At 65.0% G+C, this 16,822-nt stretch carries 14 protein-coding genes; 3 read left to right on the top strand and 11 right to left on the bottom strand.

The window, feature by feature from the left end; translation table 11 throughout:
* Positions 1-55 precede the first annotated feature (55 nt).
* Complete coding sequence (locus AAC077_RS05495; protein WP_339767296.1) at positions 56-838, top strand: enoyl-CoA hydratase-related protein; 783 nt, start codon at positions 56-58, stop codon at positions 836-838.
* A gap of 382 nt (positions 839-1,220) precedes the next feature.
* On the opposite strand, the gene AAC077_RS05490 is transcribed toward AAC077_RS05495, so the two are convergent.
* The 3 genes from AAC077_RS05490 to gltX all read right to left on the bottom strand — a co-directional run bounded on the left by AAC077_RS05490 (position 1,221) and on the right by gltX (position 5,131).
* A complete protein-coding gene (locus AAC077_RS05490) occupies positions 1,221-2,132 on the bottom strand; it encodes a calcium-binding protein (protein WP_339767293.1) in 912 nt (303 codons plus the stop codon).
* 193 nt (positions 2,133-2,325) lie between these two features.
* The gene (gltA, locus tag AAC077_RS05485) at positions 2,326-3,621 is read right to left on the bottom strand and encodes a citrate synthase (RefSeq protein WP_339767291.1); all 1,296 of its coding nucleotides are present in this window, start codon (positions 3,619-3,621) and stop codon (positions 2,326-2,328) included.
* A gap of 109 nt (positions 3,622-3,730) precedes the next feature.
* Complete coding sequence (gene gltX, locus AAC077_RS05480) at positions 3,731-5,131, bottom strand: glutamate--tRNA ligase (RefSeq protein ID WP_339767289.1); 1,401 nt, start codon at positions 5,129-5,131, stop codon at positions 3,731-3,733.
* Positions 5,132-5,208: 77 nt separating this feature from the next.
* On the opposite strand from gltX, the gene AAC077_RS05475 reads away from it, so the two are divergent.
* Positions 5,209-7,257 (top strand): ComEC/Rec2 family competence protein, encoded by a 2,049-nt coding sequence (locus AAC077_RS05475; RefSeq protein WP_339767287.1) that lies wholly within the window; start codon positions 5,209-5,211, stop codon positions 7,255-7,257.
* Positions 7,258-7,742: 485 nt separating this feature from the next.
* On the opposite strand, the gene lexA is transcribed toward AAC077_RS05475, so the two are convergent.
* From lexA to AAC077_RS05445, 6 genes are all read right to left on the bottom strand, one after another.
* Positions 7,743-8,444: a transcriptional repressor LexA gene (gene lexA / locus AAC077_RS05470; protein WP_339767286.1), complete on the bottom strand. Its 702-nt coding sequence runs from the start codon at positions 8,442-8,444 to the stop codon at positions 7,743-7,745.
* A 69-nt stretch (positions 8,445-8,513) separates the two neighbouring features.
* Positions 8,514-9,686, bottom strand: a complete 1,173-nt coding sequence (gene glp, locus AAC077_RS05465; RefSeq protein ID WP_339767284.1) for a gephyrin-like molybdotransferase Glp — start codon at positions 9,684-9,686, stop codon at positions 8,514-8,516.
* Positions 9,683-10,174, bottom strand: coding sequence for a cyclic pyranopterin monophosphate synthase MoaC (gene moaC, locus AAC077_RS05460; RefSeq protein WP_339767282.1), 492 nt, complete (start codon positions 10,172-10,174; stop codon positions 9,683-9,685). Before moaC ends, glp begins: the two co-directional genes overlap by 4 nt.
* Before the next feature lies 1 nt (position 10,175).
* Positions 10,176-10,991 carry an indole-3-glycerol phosphate synthase TrpC gene (trpC, locus tag AAC077_RS05455; RefSeq protein WP_339767280.1) on the bottom strand — a complete coding sequence of 272 codons (816 nt, stop codon included), beginning with the start codon at positions 10,989-10,991 and terminating at the stop codon, positions 10,176-10,178.
* A 38-nt stretch (positions 10,992-11,029) separates the two neighbouring features.
* Positions 11,030-12,046, bottom strand: coding sequence for an anthranilate phosphoribosyltransferase (gene trpD, locus AAC077_RS05450; protein WP_339767279.1), 1,017 nt, complete (start codon positions 12,044-12,046; stop codon positions 11,030-11,032).
* Positions 12,043-12,624, bottom strand: a complete 582-nt coding sequence (locus AAC077_RS05445; protein WP_339767276.1) for an aminodeoxychorismate/anthranilate synthase component II — start codon at positions 12,622-12,624, stop codon at positions 12,043-12,045. Before AAC077_RS05445 ends, trpD begins: the two co-directional genes overlap by 4 nt.
* Before the next feature lie 215 nt (positions 12,625-12,839).
* On the opposite strand from AAC077_RS05445, the gene AAC077_RS05440 reads away from it, so the two are divergent.
* Complete coding sequence (locus AAC077_RS05440) at positions 12,840-14,174, top strand: divergent polysaccharide deacetylase family protein (RefSeq protein WP_339767274.1); 1,335 nt, start codon at positions 12,840-12,842, stop codon at positions 14,172-14,174.
* 17 nt (positions 14,175-14,191) lie between these two features.
* Here AAC077_RS05440 and AAC077_RS05435 read toward each other — a convergent pair whose 3' ends face one another.
* Positions 14,192-15,229, bottom strand: coding sequence for a succinylglutamate desuccinylase/aspartoacylase family protein (locus AAC077_RS05435; protein WP_339767272.1), 1,038 nt, complete (start codon positions 15,227-15,229; stop codon positions 14,192-14,194).
* Between the two features lie 81 nt (positions 15,230-15,310).
* Positions 15,311-16,819 carry an anthranilate synthase component I gene (gene trpE, locus AAC077_RS05430; protein ID WP_339767271.1) on the bottom strand — a complete coding sequence of 503 codons (1,509 nt, stop codon included), beginning with the start codon at positions 16,817-16,819 and terminating at the stop codon, positions 15,311-15,313.
* Between the last annotated feature and the right edge of the window lie 3 nt (positions 16,820-16,822).

Raw genomic sequence — 16,822 nt, 5'->3', positions numbered from 1 at the left:
TGCGCCCAAACGGGGCGGCCCCGCGCCGCCGCCCGCAACCAAAAGGGACCCCCGCATGCACTACGAAACGCTGACCTATGACCTGACCGACGGTGTCGCCGTCGTCACCCTGAACCGCCCCGAAAAGATGAACGCGCTGAACAGCCAGATGCGCGCCGAAATTGCCCAAGCCGTGGACCGCGCGGGCAAAGAGGCGCGGGTCGTGGTGCTGACAGGCTCGGGCGACCGCGCGTTCTGCTCGGGTCAGGATCTGGGCGACGGCACGGGGGGCTTGGGCGCGGAAAACACCGAACGCACCCTGCGCGACGAATACGCGCCCATGCTGCGCGCCATCGTCAATTGCCCCGTGCCGACCATCTGCGCCGTGAACGGGGCGGCGGCGGGGGCAGGGGCCAACCTTGCGCTGGCCGCCGACGTGGTCATCGCCGCCGAACGCGCCTATTTCATGCAGGCCTTTGCCCGCATCGCCCTGATCCCCGACGCCGGCGGCACCTATACCCTGCCGCGCACCATGGGCATGTCCAAGGCGATGGGCGCGGCCCTCTTCGCCGACCGCATCAGCGCCAAACAGGCCGACGACTGGGGCATGATCTGGGAGGCCGTGCCGGACGCCGAGTTCGAAACCCACTGGAAAGGCCGCGCCGCGCATCTGGCGAACGGGCCCACCAAAACCTACGGCGCGATCAAGCGGGTGCTGCGGTCAAGCTGGGCCAACGATCTGGAAGAACAGCTTGAGCTGGAAGCCTCGGAACAGGGCCAATGCGCCGAAAGCCGCGATTTTGTCGAAGGCGTCGTGGCCTTTACCGAGAAGCGCAAAGCGAACTTCGAAGGGCGGTAAGGGGCTGCGGACGGGGCTGCAACTTCGGCTAAATGCTGTCACAATGATACGCAAAGCCGCGCATCGACGGGCCGAGGTGCGGCGCGCTCAACGCCAACCCCAATCACCAAAGCCCGGAACAAAGGTGCAAAGCACCGCCGGGCAGCGCCCGACCGCCCCATGGGCGGGCGCTTCTTCACCGTAGCGCGGTTCTTCAGCCACACGCCAAAGCCGTGAAATAAAGTGGCATGAACCGAGGTATCAGCGCCCACCCGCGGTCGGGCGCTGCCCTCTGTGGCGACGTCACTTTGACCTCCAAGCCGACCTAAACCGCATCACACAGCAAGGTCGGCTTTACCCATCAGCCCTAGCCCCAACGCAAAGTCACGGGCACCGCAGATCGTCACGCTGCCAAGGCGTTAATCGCCGACGTGGTGTAGATAAACACATCGCCCGCATCAATCCGGCCCGCAGCACCGATCACCCGTGCCACCACCACATCATCGGCCAGCACCAGCGCATCGTCGCCATCGTCCTGAACCGTGATCTCGGGGTCGGTTGCGCTGTTGGTCAGCACGCCGATGGCCTCGTCGTCCTCGAAATCCTGCACCACCGCGGGGCCTGCATCGCCCACCTGGTTTTGCAGGATCATGAAACTGTCCAGCCCGGTGCCGCCGGTGCCATCGTCGCCTGCACCCAGAACCAGCAGGTCGTCGCCGTCGTCGCCGTTCAGCACGTCAACCGCGCCATCGTCGCGCAACTGGAAGGTGCTGGGGGGAATCTCGTCCTCGAAATCCTCGACCGTGGCCCCGTCGCGCAGCATCTTCATCTGCTCGAACGACAACGGCAGACCTGCGACCTTGCCACCGACCAGCACGTCGTCATCCGCGCCGCCCGACAGGGTGTCGGCCCCTTTGCCACCTAGCAGCAGGTCATCGCCCGCACTGCCTTCCAGAGAATCGTCGCCCTGATCGCCCTCGACCCAATCGTCACCTGCGCCGCCGCGCACGGTGTCGTCGCCGCGCCCTGCAACGATGGCATCATCGCCGTCACCGCCGCCGATGTCGTCGCGGCCCTGCTGGCCCAAGATCACGTCGTCGCCCTCGTCACCGCGCAGCACGTCATCGCCGCTGCCGCCTTCGATGTTGTCATCACCGGCGCCGCCCTTGATTATGTCATTGCCGTTCTTGCCGTCCAGATCGTCCGCCTGATCGGTGCCGTTGATGTCTTCGTCATCGTCGTTCTCGTCGTCGATCAATTCAAAAATGCCCCAGCCCAGCAGCAGGCCGGGCAGGATAAATGCCAAAGCGCCCATAATCGTTTCCCCGGAAAAAATGGTTACGGATCAAACGCTAGATTGCAGCAGCGCACCCGTCAATTCACGGTTGAGGCAATCCAAGCCATATTGTTTCCCCATCAAGAACAGTTGCCACAATCCCGACGCATTGCTCCCGAAAACGAAAAAGCCACCCCGAAGGGTGGCTTTCCAATCGTCTGAAAAAGACGCCTTAGCGCTTTTCGATGTCCACATAGTCGCGGGCGGTTTCGCCCAGGTACAACTGGCGCGGACGGCCGATCTTGTTTTGCGGATCTGCGATCATTTCCTTCCACTGCGACACCCAGCCGACGGTGCGCGACAGCGCAAAGATCGGGGTGAACATCGACGTGGGGAAACCCATCGCTTCCAGGATGATGCCCGAATAGAAATCGACGTTCGGGAACAGCTTCTTCTCCGCGAAATACGGATCTTCCAGCGCCTGTTTCTCCAGCTCTTTGGCCACTTGCAGGGTCGGGTTGTTCTCGACGCCCAGCAGCTCCAGCACTTCGTCGGCGCTTTCCTTCATCACGGTCGCGCGCGGGTCGTGGTTCTTGTAGACGCGGTGACCGAAACCCATCAGGCGGAACGGATCGTTCTTGTCCTTGGCGCGGGCGATGAATTCGGGGATGCGGTCGGGCGTGCCGATCTCTTTCAGCATTTCCAGGCAGGCCTGGTTTGCACCACCGTGGGCCGGACCCCACAGGCAGGCAATGCCGGCAGCGATACAGGCAAACGGGTTCGCCCCCGAAGACGACGCCAGCCGCACGGTCGATGTCGATGCGTTCTGTTCGTGGTCCGCGTGCAGGGTGAAAATCCGGTCCATGGCACGGGCCAGAATCGGGTTCACCACATATTCCTCGGCCGGCACGGCAAAGCACATGCGCAGGAAGTTCGACGCATAGTCCAGATCGTTGCGCGGATATTCGAACGGCTGGCCGATGGTGTATTTATAGGCCATCGCGGCAATCGTCGGCATCTTCGCGATCAGACGGATCGACGCGACCTCGCGCTGCCATTCGTCGGTGATGTCGGTGCTGTCGTGATAGAACGCAGACATCGCGCCGACCACACCAACCATCACGGCCATCGGGTGCGCATCGCGGCGGAAACCACGGAAGAAATTCATCATCTGCTCGTGCAGCATCGTGTGGTTGGTCACGCGATGTTCAAAATCTTCCAGCTCGGCAGGGGACGGCAGTTCGCCGTACAGCAGCAGATAGCACACTTCCAGATAATGCGATTTGCCCGCCAGTTGGTCGATCGGATAGCCCCGGTGCAGCAACACACCCTCGTCACCGTCGATAAAGGTGATGGTGCTGTCGCAGCTTGCCGTCGACGTATAGCCCGGATCATAGGTGAACACGCCCGCCTGCGCATACAGCTTGCGGATATCGAGAACGTCAGGTCCTGCGGTGGGCGAATGGATCGGCAGCTCATAGTCCTTGCCGTCAATCGTGAGTTTTGCAGTCTTAGTCGAGTCGTCCATGCGGTCCCTTCCTGAGTTTCGCCCGGGCGCTAGGTGCCACCGGCGGCGCCCGAACCGAAGTGCGGGCCAATTGCTACGTCGCTTATCCTTTAGATCGGGTTAACCAGTCTCAGGTAGCGACATCGGTGATGCGGGCAAGGGTTTCGTCGGGTCCCAAAACCAGCATCATGTCAAACACAGAAGGGGTTACCGCGCGACCTGCAAGCGCCGCCCGCAAAGGGCCCGCCAGTTTTCCGAACTTGGTGTCGTTCTGCTCGGCAAAGTCGTTTAGTTTCGCCTCCAGGCTGTCACGGGACCAGCTATCATTTTGCAGATGCGGCGTCAATTGCGCCAGCAGTGTGCGATTTTCCACATCCAAAGCTTTGGCAGCCTTTTCATCCACTTGGACCGGACGAGAGATCAGCGCAAACCGTGCCTTTTCAAGCAGTTCAGGAAAGGTTTTCGCCCGTTCCTTCAGAAAAGGCATCGCTTTCGCCAGCGTCGCGGCCTGCGCGTCACTCAGCGCGGGCTGGCCCGCCACCTGCAAAAATTCGACCAATTCGCGCTGCAACGCAGCGTCATCGCTGGCGGCAATGTGTTGCCCGCTCAGGTTTTCCAGCTTCTTGGTGTCGAACCGCGCGGGGCTTTTGCCGATGCCCGACAGATCGAACCATGCGCGCGCCTGCGCATCGGTGAAAAACTCGTCGTCACCGTGGCTCCAGCCCAGACGCGACAGGTAATTGCGCATGCCGGCGGCGGCATAGCCCATGCCCTGATATTCCTGCGCCCCCAAGGCGCCGTGCCGTTTCGACAGCTTCTTGCCATCCGCCCCGTGGATCAGCGGAATATGCGCCCAAACCGGCACATCCCAGCCCATGGCGTTGTAAATCATCATCTGGCGCGCCGCGTTGTTCAGATGGTCGTCGCCCCGGATCACATGGGTCACACCCATGTCGTGATCGTCCACCACCACGGCCAGCATATAGACCGGCGTGCCGTCCGACCGCAGCAACACCATATCGTCCAACTGTTCGTTGCCGATGGTCACATCGCCCTGAACCTCGTCACGGATCACGGTCTTGCCGTCCAACGGCGCCTTGATTCGAATGACATAGGGCGCGTCGGGGTGCGTCGATGCATCCGCATCCCGCCACGGCGACCGGAACAGCGTGGATTGCCCCGCCTCCTTGGCCGCCTCGCGGAACGCCGCGATTTCGTCCTGAGTCGAGAAACACTTGTACGCCTTGCCCTGCGCCAACAGCTCCAGCGCCACCTCGGCATGACGCGGCGCGCGCTCGAACTGGCTGATCACCTCGCCGTCGTGGTCCAGACCCAGCCACGCCATCCCTTGCAGGATCGCCGCCGTCGCCTCGGGCGTCGACCGCGCGCGGTCTGTGTCCTCGATGCGCAACAGGAACTTGCCGCCGCGACCCCGCGCATACAGCCAGTTGAACAGCGCCGTGCGCGCGCCACCGATGTGCAGATAGCCCGTGGGAGAGGGCGCGAAACGGGTGACGACTTGGGGTGTCATAGGACGTTTACCTTTCAGTAACCAGAAGATGGCTAGAGTTTGCGCCTGTCTACCCAGTGGACCCATAAGGGGCAAGTATGCGCATCCTACGCGCCGCCGAACACGCGATGCTGATCCAGCGGGGGCATCTGTTCCACTGGGTGCCGGTGTGTCTGGCCATAGGCATCGGCGGATTTTTCGCGCTGCGGTTTGAACCTGATATTTGGCTGCTGGCGGGCGCAGGCACCGCTGCCGTGGCGCTGTGGCTGCTGGGCCGTCAGATGACCGAGGCATTTCGCCCGATCCCCTTTGCACTGGTGCTGATACTGGCGGGCGCACTGCTGGCCGCGGTGCGCGCGCATTCCGTGGCGGGGCCGGTGCTGGGCTGGCGCTATTACGGCCCCGTCGAAGGGCGCGTGGTGGCGCTGGACCGCAGCGGCTCGGACGCAGTGCGCGTCACGCTGGACCGCGTGGTCATCGCCCGCGTCTCGCCTGCGCGCACGCCGCTGCGGGTGCGGGTGTCGCTCCATGGCGACGGCGCAGGGATCGACCCGCAACCGGGCATGCGGGTGATGACCACGGCCCATCTGTCGCCCCCCGGAGGTCCGGTCGAACCCGGCGGATTCGATTTCCAGCGTCACGCATGGTTCAACCGGCTGGGGGCTGTGGGCTACACCCGCGTGCCGATGCTCGGGCTTGAGGCCGCACAGGACGGCTGGTCGCTGGTCACCTTCCGGCTGCGCATGGCGATGTCGGCGCACATCCGCGCCGCCTTGCCCGGCGACGTGGGCGGGTTTGCCGCCGCCGTCACCACCGGCGACCGCAGCGGCATTTCCCTGCGCGCCCTCGACACCCTGCGCGCCAGTAACACCGCGCATTTGTTGGCGATTTCCGGCCTGCACATGGGGCTGCTAAGCGGCTTTGTGCTGGGGCTGTTGCGGCTGCTGCTGGCTGCCGTTCCGGGGGCCGCGCTGCGCTGGCCGGTGCGCAAGATCGCCGCCGTCGGCGCGCTGGTCGCGGCCACCGGCTATCTGGCGCTGTCGGGCGGCAACGTGGCCACCGAACGCGCCTATGTCATGGCCGCCGTGGCCCTGTGCGCGGTGATGCTGAACCGCCGCGCCATCAGCCTGCGCGCGGTGGCGATGGCCGCGCTGATCGTCCTTGTCCTGCGCCCCGAGGCTTTGCTGGGCCCCGGCTTCCAGATGTCCTTTGCCGCGACGGCCGCCTTGGTGGCGGTCTTTGGCTGGATGCGCGGCGGCGTGCTGTCCCGTGGCCCGCGCTGGCTGCGCCCTGTGGTGGCGGTGCTGGTGTCCTCGGCTGTGGCGGGGCTGGCCACGGCGCCCATTGGGGCTGCGCATTTCAACACGGTGTCGCACTACGGGCTGCTGGCCAATCTGGCCTCGGTGCCGCTGATGGGCCTGCTGGTGGTGCCGGCGGCGGTGCTGGCCTTGGTGCTGGCCCCGCTGGGGCTGGACGGCATCGGCCTGTGGCTGATGGGGCTGGGCCTGCGCTGGATTCTGGCGGTGGCCGATTGGGTTGCGGGGCTGGACGGCGCGCGTGGATACGTGCACGGACCCGCCCCCTGGGTGCTGCCGCTGATCGCCCTGGGCGCGCTGGTGCTGATCCTGTGGCAGGGGCGCGCACGGCTCAGCGGGCTGGCGGTCATGGCGCTGGGGGTCGTGCTGTGGACCACCGCCGACCGCCCCGCCGCCCTGATCGCCGAAGACGGCGGCATCGTCGGCGTGATGACCACCCAAGGGCGCGCGCTGAGCAAGGAAAAAGGCGCAGGGTTCGTTGCGCAAAACTGGCTGGAAAACGACGGCGACGGCGCAGACCAACGCCGCGCCGCAGCCCGCTGGCAGGCGGGTGATGTCGCCGACCGGACCAAGCTGGCAACCGTCGGGCAGATCGAACTGGTGCACCTGATCGGCAAACGCGCCTTGGCAGGTTTTGGCCCCTGCGCCACCGGACAGGTCGTCGTGCTCAGCGTCACCCCCGACGCGCCGCTGGGCGACTGCGATGTCTTTGACCCCAAACGCCTGCGCACCACGGGCGCGATTGCATTGGTGCAGGGCAGGGACGGCATCCGCCTGCGCACCGCGCGACAGGTGGCGGGCGACCGGATGTGGTCAGGCTGGGCGCGGTGAAGGGGAGTTAGTGGTGCGACCCGTCATTTCGAAGCCAGACCCAAAATCGAGATCCGGACCTTCAAGCAGATCGTAGCGAACGACCGGATCGAGGTCTTTCCGCATATCCACCGCGCGGAACAAGGCCGCAGGCCGCCGCGCATCGCCGGGCCGCCCCACGGCACGGCGATTTGGTTTCCGTTACGCGTGACAGGTCGGTCGGATGTGCTTGGCTGCCATTAAGTGGCAGACATTGAAGTTGCATCGCCGCACCTCGGCCCGTCGATGCGCGGCTTCGAGCTGCGTTGCAAAAGGCCTGCTTTAGGTCAGAAATGCGTGACGTTTCACGCCAATATTCCCCACGCAAAAGGCGGCCCCGCAGAGCCGCCCGAAAAGATGTACAAGACACCGCCAAATATGTACGAAATCCGGATTTCCGGCCCAAAACCCGCCAATCCGGCGGCCCGGAATATGTACCGGACAGGCCCGAATATGTACCGATCTGCCTAGTATGTGCGGATCAGCCCGACCAGCTTGCCCTGCACTTTGACACGGTCATCGGTGAAAACACGCGTCTCATACGCTGGGTTCGCCGCCTCAAGTGCGACGGTATTGCCACGTTTCATATAGCGTTTCAGCGTCGCCTCCTGATCCTCGATCAGCGCCACCACAATGTCCCCGTTCTCCGCCACCGAAGTCTCGCGGATCACCACGACATCGCCATCGTTGATCCCCGCCTCGATCATGGAATCGCCTTTGACTTCAAGGGCATAGTGGTCGCCCTTGCCGGTCAGCATCTGCCCGGGAACCGCCACCGAATGCGACGCCTGCTGGATCGCCTCGATCGGCACACCGGCGGCAATCCGGCCCATCACCGGCAGTTCGGTGGCATACATCGCCTCGACCGGCAGCGCCGACGCAGGCGGCGGCCCGTTCGGCCGGTCGCCATCAATCACCCGCGGCGCAAAGCCCGAGGTCGGCGCGCCGCCCATGGACTCAGGCAGCTTAACAATTTCGATAGCCCGCGCACGGTGCGCCAGCCGGCGGATAAAACCCCGTTCTTCCAACGCAGTAATCAATCTGTGGATGCCCGACTTGGACCGCAGATCAAGGGCCTCTTTCATCTCGTCAAAGCTGGGGGGCACGCCGTCGCGCTGAACCCTTTTGTGAATGAATTCCAGCAGATCCAGTTGCTTTTTGGTCAGCATGTATAGGCCCCTCAACACCGTTGGTTTGGGTTTGTTCTATGCATGTTCCCGTTTTGTGTCAACCTGTTGCTACAGGTCGATCACATCCACCACGTCCCCCGGCAGGCGCGCCGGATCATCCGGCGGGCGTACGATCAGCGCGTTCGACGTGGCCAGAACACTCAGCAACGAACTGTCCTGCCGCCCCGCATCCGCAACCCCGTGAATATCAACCACCGCCCGCATATAATGTTCGCGCGGCCCGTTCGCCTCAAGCGGTGTGGTCAGCGGCATCTGGCGGCACGGCGCGGGGGCGCGGCCCAGCCCTTGCAACGCGCGGATCACCGGGGCCAGAAACACCGTGCCGCAGACCATGGCAGACACCGGATTGCCGGGCAGGCCGATCATAGGAACGCCCGCTAACATACCGGCCATCAACGGTTTTCCGGGGCGCATCGCCACTTTGTAGAACGATTGCTGCATCCCCATTTCGGCAGCCACATCAGCCACCAGATCATGGTCCCCGACGGATGCGCCGCCGATGGTCACGATCAGATCCGCCCCCGCCGCCAGCGTCAGAACCTGGCGCAGCGCCGCCGGTGTGTCGCGCGCAATCGGCAGGATGCGCGGCACGGCCCCCAGACCTTCCAGCATGGCGGCCAGACCAAAGGTGTTCGACACGATAATCTGGTCATCCCCCGGCACTTCGCCCGGCATCACCAGCTCGTCACCGGTCGAGATCAGCGCCACCACCGGCGCGCGGGTCACGGGCACCTGTGCCACGTTCATCGCCGCCAGCAAGGCCACATCGCCTGCCGACAGACGACGGGGCGCGGACAAGGGCGTGCCTTTGGTGAAATCAGTGCCTGCGGGGCGGATATTAGGGGCGGAGCCGACGCCGTGGTTCAGCGTGATCAACGTGCCGCGGCGGGTCACATCCTCTTGAATTACAACGAAATCTGCGCCTGCCGGCACCGGCGCACCGGTAAAGATGCGCACCGCTTGCCCCGCGCCGACGGTGCCTGCAAACCCGTGACCGGCAGCAGATTCGCCAATGACCTTGAACAGCGCGTCGGTCTCGACCTCGGCGGATTTCACCGCATAGCCGTCCATCGCCGAGGCCGCAAAAGGCGGCTGGGTCCGCTGCGCCAGAACCGTCTGGGCCAGCACCCGACCATGGGCGCGGCGCAGGGGCACGGTTTCCGCGGACAGGGGCTGCACAAGGGCAAACAGTTGGTCCAAAGCTTGCGCGACGGGGATCATGACGCCTCGTACCGTCCTGATTTTCCGCCATCTTTCAGAACCACATGCAGCCCGCCAATCTCCATCGCCTTGTCCACGGCCTTGGCCATGTCATAGACGGTCAGTGCAGCGGTCGAGGCTGCGGTCAGCGCCTCCATCTCGACACCCGTCTGGCCGGTGGTCTTGACGGTGGCGGTGATGCGGATGCCGGGCAGGGTCGCGTCCGGGGTCAGGTCCAGCGCCACCTTGGTGATCGGCAGCGGGTGGCACAGCGGAATCAGCTCTGCGGTGCGTTTGGCCCCCATGATCCCAGCCAGCCGCGCCACACCCAGAACGTCGCCCTTTTTGGCGCGACCTTCGGTAATGATTTCAAAGGTTTCGCGGGCCATCTTGATGTGACAGGCAGCCACTGCGACACGGTCGGTCACGGCCTTGTCGGTGACATCGACCATATGCGCCTGACCCTCGGCGTCGAAATGCGACAGCTTCGCGCTGGGGGTGTCGGACACGCTACAGCCCTCCGCCGGCTTGCAGCGGATGGGCCAGCAGCGCACGGGTCGCGGCGGCCACGTCATCGTGGCGCATCAGGCTTTCACCGATCAGAAAGTTGCGCACCCCGTACATCGCCATTTCGCCCAGCTCCTTGGGCGTGTTCAGCCCGCTTTCGCAGACGATCGTGCGGTCCTCGGGCACCAGTTTCGACAGGGTGCGCGTGGTGTCCAGCGTGGTTTCGAAGGTCTTGAGATTGCGGTTGTTGATGCCCATCAGCGGGCTTTTCAGGCTGCTGGCCCGCTGCAACTCGGCTTCGTCGTGGATCTCGATCAGAACGTCCATGCCCCATTCAATCGCGGTGCCTTCCAGCTCGATCGCCTGTTGGTCACTGACCGAGGCCATGATGATCAGAATGCAATCGGCCCCCAGCGCGCGCGCTTCGACCACCTGATAGGGGTCGTACATGAAATCCTTGCGCAGCACCGGCAGGGCACAGGCGGCGCGGGCGTCGATCAGGAACTGTTTGGCCCCTTGAAAGCTGGGCGCGTCGGTCAGCACGGACAGGCAGGCAGCGCCGCCTTGCTCATAGGCCTGCGCATGGGCGGCAGGGTCAAAGTCGGGGCGGATCAACCCCTTGGACGGGCTGGCTTTTTTGATCTCGGCAATCAGCCCGTAGCCCTCGCGCGATGCGCTGTGCAGGGCCTCGGCAAAGGGGCGCACGGGCGGGGCGGCGCGCGCCGCGTCCTCGACTTCGCCCAGGGTCTTGGCTTGCTTGTCGGCGGCGACTTCTTCCAGCTTGTAGGCTTTGATGCGGTCCAGGATCGTCTCGGTCATCGGATGGCTTTCTTGTCAGGTGGAAGGTGGGCGAAGGTCTAACCTTCTTGCGTGATCTTGGCCACGGCGGCGATTTTGGCGCGTGCGGCACCGCTGTCGATTGATGCGCGGGCCATTTCGGCACCGGTTTTCAGGTCGGGTGCGGCGTCTGCCACAACCAGGGCCGCCGCTGCGTTCAGCAACACCGCGTCGCGATAGGCCGACGGCGCGCCGTCCAGCAGCGCGTTGAAGGCCACGGCGTTTTCCTCGGGCGTGCCACCGACGATGTCGTCGAAGGGATGCACCGGCAGGCCCGCATCCTCGGGGTGAATTTCAAAGTCGGACACGGCGCCGCCGTTTAGCGCCGACACCCAGGACAGGCCGGTGATCGTCAGCTCGTCCGTGCCGTCCGAGCCGTGGACCAGCCACGCCTTTTCACTGCCCAACTGGCCCAGCGTTTCGGCCATCGGGCGGATCAGGTCACGCCGGTAGGCCCCTGTAAGCTGGCGCTTGACGCCTGCGGGGTTGGTCAGGGGGCCAAGGATGTTGAAAATGGTACGCGTGCCCAGTTCGGTGCGGGCGGGCATCACGTGGGCAATCGACGGGTGGTGCATGGGGGCCATCATGAACCCGATGCCAGCCTCGCGCAGGGCGCGTTCCACCACGGGGGCTGTGATCATCACCTTCAGCCCCATCTGGGTCAAAGCGTCCGCAGCCCCCGATTTCGAGCTGAGGTTGCGGTTGCCGTGTTTGGCGACCACCACGCCCGCACCGGCCACGACAAAGGCCGTCGCGGTCGAGATGTTCAGCGTGCCCTTGCCGTCACCGCCGGTGCCGACGATGTCCATCGCGCCCGCGGGGGCCTGCACCGGATTGCATTTGGCACGCATCACGGCGGCGGCGGCCGCGTATTCATCCACCGTTTCGCCGCGCGTGCGCAGGGCCATCAGCAGCCCGCCGATCTGGGCCGGTGTCGCCTCGCCGTCGAACAGGATGGCAAAGGCGGCCTCGGCCTGCGCGCGGGTCAGCGGGCCATTGGCGGCGGCGTCAATCAGGGGTTTGAGCGCGTCACTCATGCGGGCACCTTTAGCAAGTCCAGGAAATTTTTCAGCAAGGCGTGGCCGTGTTCGGACCGGATGCTTTCGGGGTGAAACTGCACACCGTGGATCGGCAGGTCGCGGTGTTGCAGGCCCATGATAATGCCGTCGTCCAGTTCTGCCGTGATCTCAAGGCAATCGGGCAGGGTGGCACGGTCCACGATCAGCGAATGATAACGCGTCGCCGCGAAGGGCGTGGGCAGGCCCGCGAACAGACCGGTGCCGGTGTGTTGCATCGTACCCATCTTGCCGTGAACGATGTCGGGCGCGCGCACCACCTTGCCGCCAAAGGCCTGACCGATGGTCTGGTGGCCCAGACATACCCCCATCAGCGGCGTGCGGGTTTCGGCAGCGGCCTGGGTCAGGGCCAGACAAATGCCCGCCTGATCGGGATCGCAGGGGCCGGGCGACAACAGGATACCCGCAGGGTTCATCGCCATCGCCTCTTGGACATTCAGCGTGTCGTTGCGATGAACCGCGACTTCGGCGCCCAATTCGCCCAGATAGTGAACCAGATTGTAGGTAAAACTGTCATAGTTGTCGATCAGCAGCAGCATGGGTCAAACTTTGTATTTAGGGGGCTGGAGGCCAAGGCCACCTGCACTGTATAAGCGAGGCATACTTGTTCAGGCTTGCCCGCCAGCGTCAAGGGGCGGGGGGCGAAGAACTGGGCAGAGTGGCGATGACAAGGGCGCAACAAACCCGTTAGGGTGGGCACACAACAGGCAGGGACAAACAGATTATGGCGCGAGGGTTTTTGAGCGGGGCAGTGGTGGGCGCTGTTGTTGGCATCGGTGCCGCAGGTCTGGCATCTGTTCTGGCCGATGCGCCGCCCGCGCCTGATATGGCTGTGGCCGCACCCGCTGCTGGCACCGCGCCCGAAGCCGGGGCCGCTGATGGTCCGCAAACCGCAGGTGACGCCGATCTGGCGACCGAGGCCGGCGCGCCCAAAGTGTCCGAGCCCAAGGCCGACGATGTGGCCGCGCTGGCCGACGCAGACACCAACGCGCCGGTGCGCCCCGAAACCGGCGGCACCAGCGGCATTGATGCGCCGGCAACCCCCGATGCGGAAAGCGGCGTGCAGGTGCAAACCGACGCACCGGTGTTGCCCAGCCCGCAAGCCGCCTTGCCCGCGCAGCCCGATGCGGACGAGCTGAGCATTTCCACCGAACCGGCCCAGCCGCCCGCACCCGAAGTGGCCGCCGAAAGCGGTTTCGGGACGGCACAGCCCGAGGCAGACAGCCCTGACGCACAAAGCAGTGATGTGGTGGCTGAACCGGAGGCTCCGGCCACGTCCGAGAGCACCGAAGACAGCACTGCGCCCGCGCCGCTGATGGAACAACGTGTCGGCTCGTTGGTCGACCGCGACGACCCGCCCGCCGCTGAAGTGACCCTTGACGAGACGCCGCTGGCGCAGAACCCCATCGACGCCTATGCCTCGGACGTGGCCGTGGACCCCGACAAGCCGATGATGTCGGTCGTGTTGATCGACGCCGGTGCGGATCTCAGCGGCGACACCGTGGGGCTGGCCGCCCTGCGCAGCTTTCCCTATCCGCTGAGCTTCGCCATCGACGCCAACCTGCCGGACGCCGCCGAACGATCGGCCGCCTACCGCGCCGAGGGGCTTGAGGTTCTGGCGATGGTCGATCTGCCCGCGGGGGCCACGCCCTCCGACGCCGAGGTTACCATTGCCGCCGCGCTGAACGCCGTGCCGCAGGCCATCGGTGTGCTGGAAGGCACCGGCGCCGGCTTTCAGGCCGACCGCGCAGTGTCCGATCAGGTGGTCAGCATTCTGGGCAGCGGCGGGTATGGCATCGTGATGCAATCCAAGGGGCTGAACACGGCGCAGAAACTGGCGGTGCGCGACGGTGTGCCCGCGGCCACCGTGTTCCGCGATTTCGACAGCGCCGACCAGACGCCCACCGTCATCCGCCGCTTTCTGGATCAGGCCGCCTTTCGTGCCGATCAAGAGGGTGGAGTGATCATGCTGGGCCGCGTGCGCCCCGATACGATCTCGGCCTTGCTGCTGTGGGGCTTGCAGGACCGCGCCGAGCGTGTGGCGCTGGCCCCGGTGTCGGCCTTGCTGAAGTCGCAGGTGGGGGAATAGGTCCCGGAGGCTCGCGTCTAGATAATCTCGTCTTCGTCAAAGATCGGATCGGCTTCCAGCTGGGCGGTCATGTCTTCGACGGTGTCTTCGTCGGCGCGCGGACCCAGTTCGGCCAGATGGAAAATCGCATCGCCTTCGTTCACCACGGGCAGGATGGCGCGGCCGATCAGGATGCCGCCGTGGGGCGCTTTCAGCTCCACCTCGACATGACCGAACGGGTCCGAGATGGCGGCCAGAACGTCACCCTTTTCCACCACTTCGCCGGTGTCACGAAACGTGCGCAACAGCCCGCCCGCAGGGGCGCGCAGCCAGTGCGACCCCTTGCAGATCAGCGATTCCGACTTGCCTCTGGCGATGCCCTTGGCGGGCAGCATATCTTGCGCGCGCAACACCCGCAGAATGCCTGCGACACCGGCGCGCACGGCGAATTCGTCAAACCGCAGACCTTCGCCCGCCTCATACAGCAGCACCGGCGTGCCCCGCGCCGCCGCCTCGCCGCGCAGCGACCCGTCGCGCAGGGGCGAATTCAGGATCACCGGCGCGCCGAAATCGCGCGCCATCTTGGCGGTGATCTTGTCGCCGGGGGTGATGCGGCACTGGGGCAGGTTGGTGCGGTGGATCGCTGCCGAATGCAGGTCGATCCCGAAATCGCAGCGCATGACGATCTCGTGCAGGAACAGATGCGCCAGCCGCGATCCCAGAGACCCCGACGGCGTGCCGGGAAAACAGCGGTTCAGGTCGCGCCGGTCGGGCAGATAGCGCGAGCGGTTGAGAAAGCCGAAAGAGTTGACCACAGGCACCACCAGCAGCGTGCCGCGCAGGCTGGACAGTTGCGGTGCGCGCAGCAGGCGACGCACGATTTCCACCCCGATCACCTCGTCGCCATGCACCGCTGCTGACACGAACATGGTGGGGCCGGGCCGTTTGCCGTGATGCACCTTGACCGACATATGCACGGGCGTGTGGTCGGGCAGGATCGACACCGGCAGATCCACCACGCCGCTGGTGCCCGCTGCAACGCGTTTTCCGGCAATCTCGAAGGGGGGGCGGCTCATGGCGCGGGTGTCTCTTCTCTGGTTCTGGAATATCCCGGGGCGCGCGAGGGGCTGGCCCCTCGTCCTATCGGGGGCGCGCTGTCATCCGTTGCCCCCGCCAAAGCGTGCCGCATCTTCTGCCGCACGGCGGATCGCGCCGGATTTGTGCATGGTTTCCATATATTCCGATTGCGGGTCGCTGTCGTACACCACGCCGCCGCCGGCCTGAATGTACAGGGTCTGGTCCTTGACCACGGCGGTGCGCAGGGCGATGCACATGTCCATGTCGCCACCGGCGCTGAAATAGCCGACACCGCCGCCATAGACGCCGCGTTTTTCCGGCTCCAACTCGTCGATGATCTGCATCGCGCGGACCTTGGGCGCGCCGGACACGGTGCCTGCGGGCATACCGGCAAAGAATGCATCCAGCGCGTCCTTGCCCGGGGCCAGTTCGCCCACCACGTTCGACACGATGTGCATCACGTGGCTGTAGCGTTCGACGATGAATTCTTCCGTGGGGCGCACGGTGCCGATCTTGGCCACGCGACCCACGTCGTTGCGGCCCAGATCCAGCAGCATCAGATGCTCGGCCAGTTCTTTCTGATCCGCCAGCAGATCGGCCTCAAGCGCGCGGTCTTCTTCCGGCGTGGCACCACGGGGACGGGTGCCTGCGATGGGGCGGATGGTGACCTCGTTGCCGAACACCCGCACCAGAATTTCGGGGCTGGCCCCGATCACCTGGAAGCCGCCGAAGTTGAAATAGAACATGAACGGCGACGGGTTGGTGCGGCGCAGCGAGCGGTAGAGCGAGAACGGCGGCTGCGGGAAGGTCTGCGACCAGCGTTGGCTGGGCACCACCTGAAAGATGTCGCCGGCGCGGATGTAATCGCGCGCCTTTTCCACCGCCTCAAGATAGGCTTGGTGGGTAAAGTTGCTGACCGGCTCGTCGCTGACCGATGCCTCGCCCAGATCGCGGGTTTCGCGGGGCATGGCGCGTTCCAGATCGCGCACGGCGTCCATCACCCGTTCGGCGGCCTGCGCATAGGCGGCGCGCGCCGACTGGCCGTCGTTCACCCATGCGGGCGACACGACCGTGACCTCGCCCTTGACCCCGTCCAATACGGCGACCACCGACGGGCGCAGCATCACAGCATCAGGCAGGCCCAGCGGGTCGGGGTTGACGTCGGGCAGGTGTTCCACCAGCCGCACGGTGTCATAGCCCAGATAGCCGAACAGGCCGGCGGCGGCCTGCGGCAGATCGTCGGGCAGGTCGATTTTGGATTCCGCGATCAGGTCGCGCAGCGCGTCCAGCGGGTTGCCATCCATGGGTTGAAAGGCATCGTTGTCATAGCGCGCGGACCGGTTCACCGCCGAGGTTTCGCCCTGACATTTCCAGATCAGGTCGGGCTTCATCCCGATGATCGAATAGCGCCCGCGCACTTCGCCACCGGTGACCGATTCCAGAACGAATGCGTTCTCGGCGGCCCCCGTCAGTTTCAGCATCAGCGACACAGGCGTATCAAGGTCAGCGGCCAGGCGGGTATAGACGATCTGGTTGTGGCCGGCGTCGAAACCGGCCGCAAAGGCGTCATATGCGGGTGTCAAAGCCATGGG

It is taken from the genome of uncultured Pseudosulfitobacter sp. (assembly GCF_963976325.1).
GTDB lineage: Bacteria > Pseudomonadota > Alphaproteobacteria > Rhodobacterales > Rhodobacteraceae > Pseudosulfitobacter.
The sequence above is the reverse complement of the archived record's forward strand: the minus strand, read 5'-3'. Positions and strand labels throughout refer to the sequence as shown.